Genomic DNA, 15,807 nt, shown 5'->3' with positions numbered 1-15,807 from the left:
CTTATGCAAGCACGTCCCGATCATCCCAAATCTTTTTCCCGTTGCATCATTTCTAAACCTATTCCCTACCGCCGAAAAATGTCCCCGCCTTTCACATCACCTTAAACGCGTGTTCTTAAATATCCGGCTCCAAGAGACCGTAATCCCCGTCTTTGCGGCGATAGACAACATTCATTTGCTCCGTGTCAGCATTGGTAAAAACATAAAAACTATGTCCAACGAGGTTCAGTTGCATGATCGCTTCATCGACTGACATCGGTTTAGCCGGGAACCTCTTGTTCCTCACAAGTTGATGTTCTTCATCTGCTGCTGTCAGCAAATTTGGTTCATGATCCTTAAGGGCTTTGGTACGCATTTTTCTAAGAATCCGGGTCCGATATTTATCAATTTGCCGTTCCAGCTTCTCTAAGACTAGGTCAATGGAGGAATACATATCTCCCGTTTCTTCTTCTCCGCGTAAAATCATCCCGTTAATAGGTGCCGTTACTTCGACACGGTGACGATCCCGTTCGACCAGCAAGGTCACAGTAATGTCCTGAAATTCATCCGTGTACTTCTCTAACTTTCCGACCCGCTTAGCAACATAGCTTTTCAGGGCATCAGTCACCTCAATGTGCTTGCCGCGAATAATAATGTTCATCTACTCAACCTCCTTTTTACCTGGTCTATAGTATACTATTCCCTCCTCTTAACAAAAATCCTGCTGAAACCCGTTAGATATCGTCTCTATTTTTCCCAGAAATCCGCTAAAGAAACATTAAGGGTTAGTAAAAAGCGTGCCCTAGTCGAGCACGCTGTCACAGCGATTCTTTAATAAGGAATTTTTAGCTTTAAGACATCGTTACATTAGAAGCCTGCTCGCCGCGCGGCCCCTCGATGACATCGAACTCAACATCTTGGCCCTGCTCTAAGGTACGGAACCCGTCCCCAAGAATTGAGGAATAGTGCACGAATACGTCTCGTCCATTATCCCTTTCAATAAACCCGTACCCCTTCTGCTTGCTAAACCACTTAACTTTACCTAACACCAAAAACAACCTCCTTGATTTCTGGGCTTTACGCCCTTCCTTCTAAGGATAACCAGTGCCGGTAAAAATTAAACAAGGGGGGTTAGTATTTAGCCACTTTGGGCTTAGAGAATCTTACTTAGAAAAGACTGGGTCCGCGGATTGCGGGGATTGGCAAAAACTTCGACCGGGGCTCCTTCTTCCATAATGATTCCTTCATCCATAAAGATAACGCGGTCTCCGACTTCGCGCGCAAAGCCCATTTCATGGGTCACTACCACCATAGTCATCCCCTCGCGCGCCAGATCCTTCATGACTGACAAAACCTCACCCACCATTTCAGGATCAAGGGCGGAAGTAGGCTCGTCAAAGAGCATCACCTTCGGTTTCATAGCCAAAGCCCTGGCGATCGCCACCCGCTGCTGCTGTCCGCCTGAGAGGCGTTCCGGATACTCATGCGCTTTATCTGAGAGCCCAACTTTGCGCAGGAGTTCCAAGCCCGCTTGTTCCGCTTCACTCTTGCTCATGCTCCTTACAATCTGTGGAGCCAAGATGATGTTCTCCAAGGCCGTCATGTGCGGGAAGAGGTTAAACCGCTGAAACACCATCCCGACCTCGCGCCGGATGGTGTTGACATTCGTCTCAGAATTCAAGGGAATCCCGTCAATCACGATCTCCCCGTCCGTAAGCTCTTCAAGCTTGTTGAGGCAGCGCAAAAAAGTGCTCTTCCCGGAGCCGCTGGGCCCGATCACAACCACGACTTCTTTTTCTTTAATATGGCAGTTGATGCCTTTAAGCACTTCCAGTTTGCCAAAGTATTTGTGGAGGTTCTTAACGAATATCACTCTTGCCCAGCCTCCTTTCCACTACCGCCAGCACCCGTGATATTGCCAAGGTCATCACCAAGTACATGAGGGCAACTTCGATGTAGATAGGAACAGGCTGAACCGTACGGCCAACAATGATTTTACCGGTATAAAGAAGTTCTTCCATGGCGATAACTGCTACCAAAGAAGAGTCCTTGAGCATAGCAATGAATTCATTCCCAAGCGGTGGAATTACCCGTTTAATAGCCTGAGGCAAAATGATATGACGCATAGCCTGGCCCTGGCTCATGCCAAGAGAGCGGGCTGCCTCCGACTGACCCCGGTCAATGGACTGAATCCCGGCGCGGAAGATCTCCGCAATATACGCGCCCGAGTTCATCCCCATCGCTAAAATCGCAGCGATCCATTCCCATTTTGCTGGGGTGCTAAAACCAAACAGAGGGGGAAAAGCAAAATACACGATAAAGAGTTGGACCAAGAGCGGGGTTCCGCGTAAAAAATCGATATAAACTGTAGCCACAAGGCGCACCAATCTTATACTTGAAAGCTTGGCCAAAGCCATAAACAGCCCAATCACTAAGCCCATGGCGACTGCTCCGGCAGTCAGTTCCAGGGTGACTACCGCACCTTTAAGGAGAATGGGGAAGCTTTCAAGGGCCAACCCCCAGTTAATGTACACACCAAATCCTCCTCATCCAATTTTGACACCGTAGTCAAGCACCCAGAATAACTCGCTTAGAACTTGGGGGCATCCTCGTTAAACCACTTCTTGTAGATATTGTTATAAGTTCCATCTTCTTTGAACTTCTTCAATGTAGCGTTGACTTTATCAGCAAGTTCGGTGTTGCCAAGTTTAAAAGCAATCCCGTAGAATTCCGGGGGCACATCCGCTTTCACAAACTCGATGTTGGCATTCGGATTTTTCTCGGCAAAATAGATAACTACCGGAGCATCAGCCACTACGGCTTCAACGCCACCGTTCACCAAATTATTCAAAGCATCAGGGGTAGTATCATATTTTTTAGGAGTAACTCCTTGTTCCTCAACCACAAACTGCCCAGTGGTGTCAAGCTGTACGCCGACTCTTTTCCCTTTTAAGTCAGCAATCGTCTTAAAACTGGAGCCTTTTTTGGAGGCAATATATTGCACAGTTTGGAAGTACTTGTCGCTGAAGAGGATGCTTTTCGCACGTTCTTCCGTAATGGTCATCGCTGAGATTACTGCGTCATATTTTCCATTTCCCAAAGACATCGCTAATCCGTCAAAAGAAGACGTTTCGAAAGTCACCTTATACCCGAGATTCTCTCCAATCGCCTTCATTAATTCGATGTCGAACCCCTGCGGCTCATGCTTCTCATCCATAAACTCAAACGGAGCGTAAGCAATGTCAGAGCCGACTTTCAGCACCTTCTCCGTCGCGGCCCCGGAATTGCTGCTGCCTGCCGGAGCGTTGGCACTGCTGCTGCCACAGCCCGCAAGGGCAACTAAGCTTAAAATAAGTAAGGTTACAATGGCAAGTCGTGATCCTTTTTTGAACATTCTCTTTTTTCTCCCTTCGCACACTCTAATACCTGATTTTTAGTCTATGCTTGTCCAGACTGTTAAATTATACATACGTCTGTAACTATATTCAATAGCTATTTCCTGGATATTTCCAGGGTAACACTGTATACATTCAAAACTAATTTTACCTTTAGGTTTAGCTGCCGCTGATCAAGATAAAAGTTATTAACGCACTTTAGTCACAGGTGCCTGTGGATAATGTGGATAACTTTGGGGAAAAGGCGTTTCTAAAGGGGTACCTATGTGGATAACCGTGTGCGAAAGTGGTGTGTTCCTTAAAAAAGAGACAGCTTGCTTTTATTTCTGGGAGTAAACCGGGCTTTTCAAAATTATAATATTGGCATTACCCCCGACCGAGTGGCCGAAGCTTATGCTAATTTTTAGTGAAACAGCGCAAAAGAAAAAACGGGAAACCCTCTCACAAGAGCTTCCCGCTAATTTCAAAGCTTACTATATATTATTGACGTGCCGGGCGATGGTGTTGATAACACTCACGGCAGTAGACCGGACGATCTGAAGTCGGTTGGAACGGAACTTGGGTTTCTGCGCCACAGTCCGCACACACGACAGTGTACATTTCGCGAGATCTTCCTTCGGAACCGTTACGAGAAGCCTTACGGGCACTACGGCAGTCCCGGCAACGGAGAGGCTCATTTTCAAATCCTTTTTCAGCATAAAATTCTTGTTCCCCTACTGTGAAAATGAATGTTGCCCCACAGTCTTTGCATACGAGTTCTTTGTCTTGAAACGCCATGAAAAATATTCCCCTTACATAATAATGTGACAGGCATATGCCCACCCAAAAATATTATACCGTTAATCTCCAGCGCTAACAAGATTTTTTTCAATTCCTGCCGCCAAACAAAGCCCGTAAATTTCTCCCACCTCCACTGCGCGCAGCGCTTGCGCACACGCTTCAAGGGTCGCACCGGTGGTGGTGACATCATCTATCAGCCAAATAATATGCCCGCTAAAAATTTTCTGGTCGCGAACCTTAAAGGCCCCGGTGAGATTATGCAGGCGCTCCTGGCGGGAAAGCTCTGCCTGAGAACGGGTCGGGAGCACGCGCTCAAGCCCGTTTAGCAGCGGAATCCCCAACTCCCACCTTAGCACCGAGGAGATCACTTCAGCCTGGTTAAATCCGCGCTCAGCCAACCGGGAAGGGTGCATAGGCACCGCCACGATGCCATCCGGGGGCGGTAGTTGAGTTACGGCCCATTCTGCCAGCAAGTGCGCCATCTTCTGCACCAGCCGTGGCTGGGCCTGGTATTTGATGCGGTGGATAAAATCACGCCAGCCCCCGGCATAATGACCCCAGGCCGTTACGCGCGTAAGGGCTTGCGGTCCTCTGTGCTCCAGGCAGTTGCGGCAGTAAGTGGATTCTCTTGCTATCAGCTTGCCGCAGGCTTGACAACGCGCCAGTTCCGGATGAAAGTATTCCCGGATGCAGGTAGGGCATATTGGTCCGTCTTGCCCTCCGCACAGGAGGCAAATCTCTTCACCCTTATACCAGAGAGAACGGAGAAACTCCTGCATCTCGTTAATAATGCTTGAGGCTTTGCTCATGACATTGCTCCCCCAAATCGTGGTTCGATCAGTCCAGCAGACCGGCCGTGCGCGCGAGCTCGTTTTGCTCGTTAATCCAGCGCACCGCAGTGCGCATGGCTGTTGTTTCCCGGGCGGCGAAAAATATTACTCCCCCGCTTGGGTTCGCCCGCGTGCGCCCGGCTCGTCCTGCCATCTGGACTAAAGCGCGTTCGTCAAAAACCGGGTGATCTGCAGTCATGACAGCCACTTGCGCCCCTGCAATCGTGACTCCCCGTTCAAGAATTGAGGTTGCCACAAATAAGTCAAAGTCCCCGCGGCGTAAACCTACGAGCTTATCCAGTCTTTCCGGGTCGCGGCTGTAACTGCCGGCAATACTCCAGCCAGGGAAAATACTCTTTAAGATTTCCGTCCAGGCGTTGACCGAGGAAATCTTCGGGACAAAGAAAATTACCGGGCCATGCTCGCGCAAGGCCGCCAGCATGCTGCCAAAACCCGGCTGCATCTTGCTTAAGAGAGAACCTGAATCTTTAACCCTACTCCAGTCAGGCATTTTCTTAAATACGGGCACCGGCAGCGGACGGCGGTGATGGCGGGCCGGGAGACGGATTATTTTTCCTTGCTTTCTCAGACGTTTAAGTATGGCTTGATCCGGAGTAGCGCTCAAAAAGAGAATTTTGCCCCCTGGACGCAAAGCCTGGGTTACCCCCCACTGCAGCATGCGGCTGTCACGGTAGGGAAAGGCATCTAGCTCGTCCAGAAAAATTAGGTCAAACGCCTGGTAGAACCGCAATACCTGGTGGGTAGTGGCTAGGACCAAGTCGCCGGCACTAAATTTAGCCGCAGAGGCACCGGAAAGCACAGGGATGGACAAGTCAGGGAAAGCCTGCTGCAAGCGCGGGGCCACATCGTGAACCACATCCTGGCGTGGAGCGGCGAAAAGCACCGATTTCCCCTGTCCTAAAGCCCATGCCGCCGCAGGAAAACAAACTTCAGTCTTCCCAGCCCCGCAGGCAGCCCATAAGAGGGCTTCGCTTTCAAGCGTACTTTGCACAAATTCCAAAACCTGCCTCGCAGCTTTTTCCTGGGCGGGCGTCAGAACTAAGTCTGAGGTATTGCTTAGGGAATGCAAACTAAAATTTTCTCTTGCAGGAGCCCTTAAATCACGGTAAATCACCTTGAGTGTAGAAGATGTGCCTAAACTGCGGCAACTCGGACAGGTAAAAGCCGCGCCATAGATGCTGGGCCACTCTTCCAACTCACTTTCTCCACAGCGCTGGCAGCGCCAGCCCTTGCGCTCCCGGCGCACAGCCGGAACCCATTCCCCTAGACCCGCACGCACCAAGAGATGTGCCTGCTGCCATACCTCTTCAGGCTTAAGCCCATAGGAAGTAGCCAGCATCCTTAATTCATCTTCAGTCAACTTCCGTCCTCTCAAGGATTTAACTATTTCCACGTTTGGTTCTCTATCCCCTGGGCCTATCACCATGCCTGGCAGATGGTCTTTCAAGTATTCTGAGTCCTCCCAGTGCCAGGGGAAACTTTTTAAGACATTCTCCCTGGCCAGAGCCTTCAATATTGATTCTGATGCTTTTACACCTGTGCTTGCTCCCGGACCGGCAAACATTTGCACTGCAACCGTCTCAAGGTAAGCAAGAGGAACCCCGGGAGTCAACACGGTATAAGGTTCTATGTTCTTTCCATCTTCCTTGAAGCCGCCTCCTTCGAAGTAGGGCTTGTCCAATTCCGGGAAAGGCGAGAGCACAAGCTCTCCTTTCGGAGTACGCATAAGATAAAAGAGCATAAGCTCCCGTCCTCCTTTAACCTTTGGGCACAGCCTTTAATGCCCCTATACTGAATTTTCAAAGATGCTCACCCTGCGCTCCTGCTTCACGGATTACGCTGGCCGGAAAACGCCGTTCCACGAGCATCCGCGGGTTTATGTAAGATTGCTCAAGACCGTGTGCAAGCTCAACCACTAAGAAAAGTGGCACACCCAGGGCGCGTTCAGCCTGAACCAATTCCTTTGCAAGGCGGCGCAAAGCTTCTTCCGGTCTCTCCTCCTCACGCCAGCTGGTATAAAACGCACGTACCGGAGCACCCAGCCTCGTCTGCACCTCAAGTATTCTTGTCTGCAGCCCTTGCGGCAGCCGCCATTCCCAGCCTGCAACAATCCACAATACCAAAGAAAGTAACAAGATTACCCCTAACATTCGTCCCACCTGCCTACCTTAAGTTATGTTTAAGAGTTGGCAGTGGTGCGTTGTCTATCTCTGGCATATTCAGCCAGGAAGTTTATTACAGGTGTGGGACGGAAGTTCGCCCACTCAGGCCATAAAGCACCAACAAACGGTGAAATTCTTCCCCTTTTGTCTTCGATACGGTCCGGCACCGCCTGGGCCCACCGATAAAGAGACAGTATCTCTTCGCTCTCCGCTACGGGTTTCGGCTCAAGCATCTTAAGTGCAGACTTTGGCTCAACCACCCCAAGGGAAGTTATGCTGTCCGTACCCTTCTGCGCGAGCTCTAGCTTGTCTCCCTTAAGCCCAGATCTGGCGTCAGCCGCTTTTAGGACTGCACCCTGGGCCCATTCATAAGCATTAAGGTCAAAACTGCGCCAGGCCAGTGCCTCCTCTACCGCCCTCAGTCCTGCCCCCACATCCCCCTGGGCCAGTTCCAGCTCGGCTAGGTGCCTGCGCCAGGAAATCCGGGTCTGGTCCCAGCGCAGGCTCTGCTGCCAAAGAAGGGCGCTCTGCCTTGGAGCAACCGGCCCCAGGCGCTCCGCTTCCCGACTCAAGACCTGGCCCGGGTTAAGCAAGTCAGGCTGAATGAGGGCAGCACCGGACAGGAACAGCAAATAGAGCGCGGCCAGGACGTAAATCCCCGCGCGCAAGAGGCGTGCCGACGGCAGGTTCCTCCGTGCAGACGACAAACCACGCCGGGCAGTTTGATAGAAGCTTAAGGAGGATGATTCCGTCTCATTTAAGCCGCTTAGCAGCCAAAAGACAAGGCCCAGGGCACCAAAAGCAAAGTCGGCATCGAGCAGGGAATGAAACACCAGAAAGAGCAAGGCCCATTTTTCCGCTCCAGCTCCCAGCCTTCGCCACGCTCTCACGGCCCAGGCTCCCATCAGCGCAAGCCCCATGATTCCCTGGTTTAAGAGAATATGGATAAAAGCCGAGTGGGGATGGCTGGTCCAGTAAGGAAGAGATTGAACTGTAGGAAACGCCAGCCAGCCACCGGCCCTGGGCCAACCTTGAGCCTGCCACGCCAGGGACAGCCCGTCGCGGTAATAAAGCAGGCGCTGGCCGATACTCGGAGAGAGCGGGTTCCAGGAACGGAAATGCTCCCAGGCGTTAGGGAAAAGTTTAACACTCACACTAATGATCAGGGCAGAAACTAGTATTATCTTTATAATTCTTATAAGTGGTCCTACAGCCTGAGCCCCGGCAGACCCTTGCCTTCGCGCCCCCAACTCTTTCAGTCCCTTCAGTGCAAGCACAACAAGAACTGCCATTAAGGCTGCCCGCGAGCCTGTGCTCAGAAAAGATACGGCCAGAAAAGCTTTGAACAGAATGTTGCTGCCTGGAAGGAAAAAAGCTGCCCCGAAAAAGGCTGCCGCCACATTCGGATAGCCAAATACCGAACTTAAACGCCCCGCCTCCGACACTGGGGGCGCAGGCCAGATAAGCCCGGCCCAGGGCAGCCAGCCCAGGACGGCCACGGCTATGGCAGCCCATTGCACCTGAACCAGCAGGCGCTCACTGCTATACCCCTCCTGGCGCACTTCTGTAGCTAGGCGGAAAATAAGCCAGTACACAAGCCAGCGCAAAACCTCAATCAGCCCCTCTTCCACTTGCACAGGGCGCAGCAGGCCGAGTGCAGACAGACCTGCCATTCCAAGGAGCACGAAGTCTGTAAGCCCTAAAGCGGGTAGCTCCACCCTCAGACGCGGCACTCTCGAACGGAGGTCGTAAGAACCCTGCACCTCCTGCCGCAGAGTGAGGAAACCCAAAATCCCCTTGTCTAAAGCATACAAACCGAGAATTCCACCCAGGATGAACCACGCCTCTTTGAAATACATTCCGGAAGCAAGCAAACTTAGCCAGAGAGAAAAAGCCAGGATGCGCTCATTGCTGCTCCTGGCTTTGCTGACTTTTTTTAAAGTTGTTCCGATCATTGGGCCGGGTTTTTGGGCCCAAGCGCAAACATCAGTTTGCCTGAGGCCGCCAGTTCATCCCCAACCATAGCCTTGCCCTCAGCCATCCCCACGCCATGCTTTAAGCGAAGGACATCAACTTCCAAACGCAGCTGATCCCCCGGTCGCACCTGGCGCTTGAAACGCACCTCATCCATCCCGGCTAAAAGGGCAATCCGCCCGGCATATTCCTCTTTGCTAAGCACGATCACTGCCCCCACTTGGGCCAGGGCTTCCATAATCAAGACTCCCGGCATCACAGGATATTTGGGGAAGTGCCCCGCAAAGAAAGACTCGTTAGCGGACACGTTTTTTATCCCCACAGCCCTTTTCCCTTCTTCAAACTCAATAATGCGGTCGACCAGAAGAAACGGGTAGCGATGGGGTAAAATCTCCTGGATTTTATCAATATCAAACATGGCTTACCTCCCTCAAAAAAACAGCTTCGTCCATGGCCTTAATTTTGTCTAATGCCCGTACAGCTTTTTATAATAGCTCTGGTACTCCCCGCTGATGATTGCGCGCCACCACGGTTCATGCTCAAGATACCACTTAACAGTGAGAGCAATTCCTTCCTCAAACCGGACTTGCGGCTCCCACCCAAGCTCGCGCTTGATCTTCCCGGCATCAATCGCATAGCGGCGGTCATGCCCGGGACGATCGGTGACAAACTGGATCAGTTCCTCTGAGCTACCGAGCAACCTAAGGATCGTTTTGACAAGCTCAATATTCGTACGTTCATTGTTCCCGCCGATATTATAGACTTCCCCTGCCTGGCCGCGCCTGAGCACCAAATCAAGGGCCCGGCAGTGGTCCTCTACGTACAGCCAGTCCCGCACATTTTGGCCGTCCCCGTACACCGGCAGGCTCTTTCCTTCCAAGGCGCGCCAGATCATCAAAGGGATCAGTTTTTCCGGAAACTGATAGGGGCCGTAATTATTGGAACAGCGTGTGATTGAAGCGTTTAACCCGTAGGTTTCGACTGCGGCGCGCACAAAACTGTCTGCCGACGCCTTGCTCGCTGAATACGGGCTGTTAGGCTTTAGGGGAGAGTCTTCTGTAAACAACCCGGTCGGCCCCAGAGAGCCATAGACTTCATCCGTGGAGACCTGAACCAAACGCTCCACCCGGTATTTCCTACTTAAGTCCACAAGCTGGAGGGTTCCGAGTACATTCGTCTCCGCAAAAGCTAAAGGGTTGTCAATACTGCGGTCAACATGAGATTCTGCCGCAAAATGAATGACCGCCGCCGGTTCCTCTTGGCGAAATACCGCTTCAAGCCCCGCACGCTCCCGGATATCTGTTTTATAAAACGTATAGTTCGGGCTGCCCTCAATTTGCGTGAGATTACTTAAATTTCCGGCATAAGTTAAGGAATCTACATTGATGAAGCGGTCCTCCGGGTATTTCTTCACCATTGACAACAAAAAGTTGGAACCGATAAACCCAGCCCCGCCAGTTACCAAGATATTCAAGCTTTCCCTCCGTTCCCATTACTGCTCAAGTAGTCAGAATTCAGTAGTCAGAATTCAGTAACGTGAATGTCCGGGGGACATTCACGCCATGAGGCCATACTAAGAATTCAACTCATGGCCTAATGGATGATTTCTTGCATTCCTTTAGGGTTTTAAACCCCTAATTTGTACTGAAAAATTCTTCTTCTGACTCCTGCTCCGTTCGGCCGGAGGAATTTCTCTTGGGTTTGGCCGAACGGCGTAAGTCTCCACCGGAGACTTACGTTCCTGACTCCTGACTCCTGACTCCTGACTCCTGACTCCTGACTCCTGCGTAGTTTAGCGCGGCCTGGTCGTCCAGTCAAACCCAATGCCCGGGTCATCCCACGGTATGCGCAGTTCATCCGGATCATCACGGCGGTAAGATTCAGTCGTAAAGTAAACAATGATGGCCGGTTCCTCTCCCAAGACCCGGTAGCCGTGGGCCACTCCCTTCGGGATGACGAGCAGCCCGGGATTGTCCTCCCCCAGATAAAATGTATTCGTCTCCCCGTGGGTAGGAGAATCCGCGCGCAAGTCATACAGCACGACTTGGGCATTGCCGCACGGAAAAAACCAGAGGTCATCCTGCCTTTCGTGATAGTGAAAAGCCTTGATTACTCCCGGGTATGACTTAGACAGAGATGCCTGTCCAAAGCGCTTTAAGAGTTCGTCATCATCGCGCAAGATCTCCATGAAAAAACCCCGGTCGTCAGCGTGTCTGACGAGCTTCTTCAACACTACGCCATCGATCATAAAAGGTTCAGCTCCTTTAGCCGAGTTTTTCAGTGATTCCCTCGTAGACTATAGGAACCCTTCTGTTCAGCCCCTCTTAGGGAAGCCTAAAACATCAGATATCTCCCCGCCTAAGCCTGTCTCGAACGCCAGCTTGTTTGCCATAGACAGGGACTCGAAAGTCCCGGCGTCAGTCCACCAGGAAGAGAGTGTATCATACCTCAGTCCTCCCCGTGCTATGTAGCTGTTATTGACATCCGTAATCTCGAGTTCCCCCCGCCCGGAGGGCTTTAAGGTCTTGATCATACCAAAGACATCCGGGTCGTAAAAATAAATTCCGGTGACACAGTAGCTGCTTTTGGGCTCTCGGGGCTTTTCCTCAATCCCGATGATGCGCCCGTCCTCAACCTCAGCCACGCCATAGCGCTGCGGGTCAGGGACTTCTTTTAAGAGAATCCGCGCTCCCTGCCCCTGGGCTTTGAACTCAGCGGCAAATGGTTTAATGGAGTCAGCGAATATGTTGTCTCCCAGAATCACCGCGCACAGGTCAGACCCGACAAAGTGTTCCGCCAGCCCCAAAGCTTGGGCGATGCCACCGGCCTGGTCCTGCACCTTAAACGTAAATTCCAGCCCGAAGTCGGCACCGCTCCCGAGCAGACTGACGACATCCCCCATATGCTCTTTCCCGGTCACAACGAGCACTTCCGCGATCCCCGCCTCTTTAAGCTTGGCAACCGGGTGAAAAATCATCGGATACTGCCCTACCGGCAGCAAATGTTTATTGGTAACTTTCGTCAAAGGATACAGGCGTGACCCAGTTCCGCCTGCTAATATTATTCCCTTCATGAGTGCTCCTCCTCAAGGTTAAAGTTTGCGGCTGCATACCACGTATCCTTCACCGCAAAGTGATTCTTTAGGGAAGAAACTGCTGTACCTTGCCCAACTCCAGCCTGTCAGGGTCAGCGATATATCCCTCATAGAATATCTGATAAAGCTGCCATGGTTCTCTCTTGATAAGGATACGAACCAGGGCTTCCAGAAGAAGATAACCATAAAAGATTACTCTTTGCCCTACGCGTGCATTGCGGCGCATGAACACAATCCGGTTGTGGTTGAGGAAATAGTAACCCAATCCCTGAAACTTGGAAATAGTAGCTGAACGCTTGTGGTAAACACGGCTGGCGTGGAGACAGACGAGCTTATAACCAAGTTTTTGTGCTTTCAGGCATAATTCCGTTTCTTCAAAAAACAAAAAGTAATTTTCCGGGATTAAACCGGTCTGCACTAAGACATCCGCTTTAATCACAAAACAGGCTCCGCCTAAATAGTCTACTTCGCGCACACTCTGCGTAATTCCTGCATACAACTTACCTTTGGCAATCCCCTGGGCCAATCCGGTATAAAGAGAAAGTGAGGCACCCATGGTCTGCACTAAATCCCTTTCATAAAAATCACAGATCGTAGGTCCGGCCATTGCGATTTCCTTGCTCACCGACAAAATATCGATCAGCGGTTCTAAAAAACCCGCCTCAACTTCCACATCATTATTGAGAATGCAAATATACTCTGCCCCCTGGGCCTGAGCATACTTAATCCCAACATTATTACCGTAAGCATACCCATAATTTCCATCACTCTGAAGAAGGGTATGCTGCAAGCTTCTCTTTAGAACTGCCCACGAGTCATCTGTTGAACAATTGTCAACCACAACGACTTTGTAGTTGGGATAGGTAATCTGCTCTACCCCGGCTACACAACGCAGGGTTTCCTCAGCCGCATTAAAGTTAAGGATAATTAAATAGACGCTGGGAGCGTTCACAAAGCGATAAACTCCTCTACCTAATCTTTGTAAGTTCTCTGTTAAGCTTAGCACAAATTTCATCCCAGTTAAACTTTTGGCGGCAGATCTGAGCGCTTTGCCTAGACAACCGGTCTAAATCAGGGCGCTCTATAAACTCTGCCAGTTTGGCGGTGAGGGCTTCCAGGTCATTCACCGGAACGACCGCTCCATTGCCCTCCTGTACCAGCTCCGAAGCGATGCCCACGTCAGTGCTAACGATCACGGTCCCGGCAGCGGCGGCTTCGATTAAGGAAAAGCCAAAGCTTTCATAATCAGAGGTCAGGCAAAATATTTTCGCCCGGCTGTACTCTGCCCATAGTTCACTGCGAGCTTCCACACTTCCCTTAAAAATGACATATTCTTTTAGCCCGGGATTCTCTTCCCAAAACCCTTCCAGGTAAGTGTTAAACTCCGGTGCCACCGGCCCCACCAACACTAATTTCCAGGCTCGCTTTCCCCCTTGTGCCAGGCGCGCAAAAGCCTGCAGCAGCAAGGGGGTATTTTTCTCCTGGCTGCCGATCCTGGCGACCGTGAGAATAACATTTTCTTTCTCGGAGTAAACAGGCCCAAGGTGGTTGCGGTCGAGATAGCTTAAATCCACACCGTTAGGCAGATATATTATCTTCCTCTGATGGGCTGGGAAAATCTCCATCATCTCATGATAAAGCTTTTCCTGTTCCACGCCTACAAGCATCACTTTGTCCAAGAACAGGTTAAGCAACCTCATCCGGAATGTTCCCAGACTTCTTAGTTTCTCGATCAGCTTGATACTGCAGTCAAGCTTAAGGAACACTTTGCCGCCTGGATTCAAGCTTTTATAGAAATAGGCAAATAACACGGACCTAAACGTCATGTGAAAAATCTGTAACACGTCGATTTCCCTGGCTTTAAGGCGGAGATAATTAACCCCATCCCAGGTTGGGTGGTGCAAAAACCGGGGGATAAAATCCAGCTCCAGGCCCGGAACTACATCCTGCAGGTAGGGGTATACCCCGTTGTCATAAGCAGCCAGGACAGCGCGGTAACCATAAAGCTGTCTAAGCTTGTACGGGATCATCCCTACGTCTTTAATGAGATGGACGTTGTGGGCCTCCGGAAATAAGACACAATAGTGCATACCTGTTTGGCACCCTTTTCTTATTTTGCTCGCCCGTCACGACTTACTGAAAAATATCTGGGCCAATTCTCATGCAAAAAAGGTTTTTATTTCTTCGATTCTAACAATTCGCAGGAGGAATGCAGCCCCAGCATAAATAAGTATTCCAAGCACAATACTTATCAGTACGGGTAGATGTCCCCTAAGCAAAAACAACGCTCCGCCCATCAGCGCAGACGGGAGCACCGCCTTAAATATATGGGGCAAAACCGCTGTTCGAACCACTTCGGCCGCAGCTTTTTGCATCAGTATTAGGTTCATTGTTTCCGAAATGATGTTAATGGATGCGGCAAAGTAAATCCCGTAACGGGGAGTTAAGATTAAGTTAAGGGCCAGGTTTATCACTGAGGAGAGCCCGATAATCTTTAGATAAGACTTTTCCAGATGCCAGGCATTTAACTGATACCCGAATATCTCCCGCGTAAATAAGAGCACGCTGAAAATAAGGAGGATAGCAAAAGGACCGGCAGCGGGGGCGTACTCCTGTCCGTAAAGGAGGATTATTATCCTCTCAGCCAGGACGATCCCGCCCACAGCCACCGGAAGAATAAATAGAGAGATGAACTTGGCCACAGTGGCAGTCAGGCGGGATAAGCCCTCTTTATCCCCGTCATGATGGTGCTTGACCAAGCGTGGAAATACCGGCACAAAAATTATGGCTACGACGTTGGTCAGAAACAAGATAATATTATAAGCAGCAGAGTAAAGTCCCAGCTCGCTGTCTGTACGGGAGAAACCGATCACGATCCGATCAATGTTAATATTAATCATGGCCAATAGCCCTGATAGAAAAAAGGGAAAGCTCACCCTCAGGTATTTTTGCACCTGAGTCCAGGGCAGCCCCAGTTTATAACGTATTCCCTTTTCTTTCAGGATAGAATATTGATACCCGGTAGCTACAACCAAACCGGCGAAGGTAGCAAGGGGAACAAAATTTAGCTGTCCCTCGTTATGTAATAAAGCCATGAGTAAAAAGAACGGAAACGCATTGCGCAGGATGTTATACACCGCATTGTGCTGCATTTCCTCGATGCCGGAATAAAACCAATCAATGTTCAAAGCCGTGGGCAGCAATGTCAGTCCATATAGGATAAGCAAAATTTTGAAAGAAAAGTCCTTGGGCAGAAACACTGCCAGAAGAAAAAGCGCCGCATACGAGAGGACAAAAAGAGAAAGCCTGGCCGTTAAGATTTCGCCCAGGATAAGACTGTGACTGGCACTCCCTTTCGAAACTTCCCTGACTCCGTGAGTCTGCAGCCCAAAGAGAGTAAATATGGAAAAGTAAGTTATGATGGCCTGGGCCAGATTAATGCTGCCAAACCCTTCTTTCCCGACCACCCTGGCAATATAGGCAATCGTTAAAAAGGTGAGGAATTGGGCAAACACACTGGAAAACCCTACAGAAATAAGATTTCTGGCGACTTTATTAATTGCTGGCACCTT

The 15,807-nt window shown here is 50.4% G+C and carries 17 protein-coding genes; all 17 read right to left on the bottom strand.

All coding sequences use genetic code 11. The annotated features are described in order from the left end of the window. Positions 1–115 precede the first annotated feature (115 nt). Positions 116–640: a ribosome hibernation-promoting factor, HPF/YfiA family gene (hpf, locus tag ACYQ2N_RS11695; protein ID WP_459999400.1), complete on the bottom strand. Its 525-nt coding sequence runs from the start codon at positions 638–640 to the stop codon at positions 116–118. A 190-nt stretch (positions 641–830) separates the two neighbouring features. After that, the gene (locus tag ACYQ2N_RS11690; protein ID WP_459999399.1) at positions 831–1,028 is read right to left on the bottom strand and encodes a cold shock domain-containing protein; all 198 of its coding nucleotides are present in this window, start codon (positions 1,026–1,028) and stop codon (positions 831–833) included. Positions 1,029–1,132: 104 nt separating this feature from the next. Further along, entirely contained in the window at positions 1,133–1,852 is a 720-nt protein-coding gene (locus ACYQ2N_RS11685; RefSeq protein WP_459999398.1) for an amino acid ABC transporter ATP-binding protein, read from the bottom strand. Beyond that, complete coding sequence (locus ACYQ2N_RS11680; RefSeq protein ID WP_459999397.1) at positions 1,839–2,513, bottom strand: amino acid ABC transporter permease; 675 nt, start codon at positions 2,511–2,513, stop codon at positions 1,839–1,841. Before ACYQ2N_RS11680 ends, ACYQ2N_RS11685 begins: the two co-directional genes overlap by 14 nt. A 56-nt stretch (positions 2,514–2,569) precedes the next feature. Beyond that, a complete protein-coding gene (locus ACYQ2N_RS11675) occupies positions 2,570–3,373 on the bottom strand; it encodes a basic amino acid ABC transporter substrate-binding protein (protein ID WP_459999396.1) in 804 nt (267 codons plus the stop codon). Between the two features lie 481 nt (positions 3,374–3,854). Continuing rightward, on the bottom strand, positions 3,855–4,151 hold the full coding sequence (locus ACYQ2N_RS11670) for a zinc-ribbon domain containing protein (protein ID WP_459999395.1): 297 nt from the start codon (positions 4,149–4,151) through the stop codon (positions 3,855–3,857). 62 nt (positions 4,152–4,213) lie between these two features. After that, on the bottom strand, positions 4,214–4,963 hold the full coding sequence (locus ACYQ2N_RS11665) for a ComFC family protein (protein ID WP_459999394.1): 750 nt from the start codon (positions 4,961–4,963) through the stop codon (positions 4,214–4,216). A gap of 28 nt (positions 4,964–4,991) precedes the next feature. Continuing rightward, positions 4,992–6,746: a DEAD/DEAH box helicase family protein gene (locus tag ACYQ2N_RS11660; RefSeq protein ID WP_459999393.1), complete on the bottom strand. Its 1,755-nt coding sequence runs from the start codon at positions 6,744–6,746 to the stop codon at positions 4,992–4,994. A 58-nt stretch (positions 6,747–6,804) separates the two neighbouring features. Then, a complete protein-coding gene (locus ACYQ2N_RS11655; protein ID WP_459999392.1) occupies positions 6,805–7,155 on the bottom strand; it encodes a hypothetical protein in 351 nt (116 codons plus the stop codon). A gap of 29 nt (positions 7,156–7,184) precedes the next feature. After that, the gene (locus tag ACYQ2N_RS11650) at positions 7,185–9,122 is read right to left on the bottom strand and encodes an O-antigen ligase family protein (protein ID WP_459999391.1); all 1,938 of its coding nucleotides are present in this window, start codon (positions 9,120–9,122) and stop codon (positions 7,185–7,187) included. Further along, the gene (gene fabZ, locus ACYQ2N_RS11645) at positions 9,119–9,559 is read right to left on the bottom strand and encodes a 3-hydroxyacyl-ACP dehydratase FabZ (protein WP_459999390.1); all 441 of its coding nucleotides are present in this window, start codon (positions 9,557–9,559) and stop codon (positions 9,119–9,121) included. Before fabZ ends, ACYQ2N_RS11650 begins: the two co-directional genes overlap by 4 nt. Before the next feature lie 48 nt (positions 9,560–9,607). After that, positions 9,608–10,615 (bottom strand): dTDP-glucose 4,6-dehydratase, encoded by a 1,008-nt coding sequence (gene rfbB, locus ACYQ2N_RS11640; RefSeq protein ID WP_459999389.1) that lies wholly within the window; start codon positions 10,613–10,615, stop codon positions 9,608–9,610. Between the two features lie 318 nt (positions 10,616–10,933). Further along, complete coding sequence (locus tag ACYQ2N_RS11635) at positions 10,934–11,389, bottom strand: dTDP-4-dehydrorhamnose 3,5-epimerase family protein (protein ID WP_459999388.1); 456 nt, start codon at positions 11,387–11,389, stop codon at positions 10,934–10,936. Positions 11,390–11,455: 66 nt separating this feature from the next. Beyond that, positions 11,456–12,214: a sugar phosphate nucleotidyltransferase gene (locus ACYQ2N_RS11630; RefSeq protein ID WP_459999387.1), complete on the bottom strand. Its 759-nt coding sequence runs from the start codon at positions 12,212–12,214 to the stop codon at positions 11,456–11,458. 67 nt (positions 12,215–12,281) lie between these two features. Further along, positions 12,282–13,187 carry a glycosyltransferase family 2 protein gene (locus ACYQ2N_RS11625; RefSeq protein ID WP_459999386.1) on the bottom strand — a complete coding sequence of 302 codons (906 nt, stop codon included), beginning with the start codon at positions 13,185–13,187 and terminating at the stop codon, positions 12,282–12,284. Between the two features lie 16 nt (positions 13,188–13,203). After that, positions 13,204–14,325 carry a glycosyltransferase family 4 protein gene (locus ACYQ2N_RS11620; RefSeq protein ID WP_459999385.1) on the bottom strand — a complete coding sequence of 374 codons (1,122 nt, stop codon included), beginning with the start codon at positions 14,323–14,325 and terminating at the stop codon, positions 13,204–13,206. 69 nt (positions 14,326–14,394) lie between these two features. Then, positions 14,395–15,804, bottom strand: coding sequence for a flippase (locus ACYQ2N_RS11615; protein ID WP_459999384.1), 1,410 nt, complete (start codon positions 15,802–15,804; stop codon positions 14,395–14,397). Between the last annotated feature and the right edge of the window lie 3 nt (positions 15,805–15,807).

Source organism: Paradesulfitobacterium aromaticivorans (assembly GCF_054657415.1).
This window is presented reverse-complemented; position numbering and strand designations above follow the sequence as displayed.

Coding starts and splice junctions, on each gene's coding strand:
- ACYQ2N_RS11630 (WP_459999387.1), bottom strand. CDS start 12,214: ATGAAGGGAATAATATTAGCAGGCGGAACTGGGTCACGCCTGTATCCT.
- ACYQ2N_RS11675 (WP_459999396.1), bottom strand. CDS start 3,373: ATGTTCAAAAAAGGATCACGACTTGCCATTGTAACCTTACTTATTTTA.
- ACYQ2N_RS11635 (WP_459999388.1), bottom strand. CDS start 11,389: ATGATCGATGGCGTAGTGTTGAAGAAGCTCGTCAGACACGCTGACGAC.
- ACYQ2N_RS11655 (WP_459999392.1), bottom strand. CDS start 7,155: ATGTTAGGGGTAATCTTGTTACTTTCTTTGGTATTGTGGATTGTTGCA.
- ACYQ2N_RS11665 (WP_459999394.1), bottom strand. CDS start 4,963: ATGAGCAAAGCCTCAAGCATTATTAACGAGATGCAGGAGTTTCTCCGT.
- hpf (WP_459999400.1), bottom strand. CDS start 640: ATGAACATTATTATTCGCGGCAAGCACATTGAGGTGACTGATGCCCTG.
- fabZ (WP_459999390.1), bottom strand. CDS start 9,559: ATGTTTGATATTGATAAAATCCAGGAGATTTTACCCCATCGCTACCCG.
- ACYQ2N_RS11670 (WP_459999395.1), bottom strand. CDS start 4,151: ATGGCGTTTCAAGACAAAGAACTCGTATGCAAAGACTGTGGGGCAACA.
- ACYQ2N_RS11620 (WP_459999385.1), bottom strand. CDS start 14,325: ATGCACTATTGTGTCTTATTTCCGGAGGCCCACAACGTCCATCTCATT.
- ACYQ2N_RS11650 (WP_459999391.1), bottom strand. CDS start 9,122: ATGATCGGAACAACTTTAAAAAAAGTCAGCAAAGCCAGGAGCAGCAAT.
- ACYQ2N_RS11660 (WP_459999393.1), bottom strand. CDS start 6,746: ATGCTCTTTTATCTTATGCGTACTCCGAAAGGAGAGCTTGTGCTCTCG.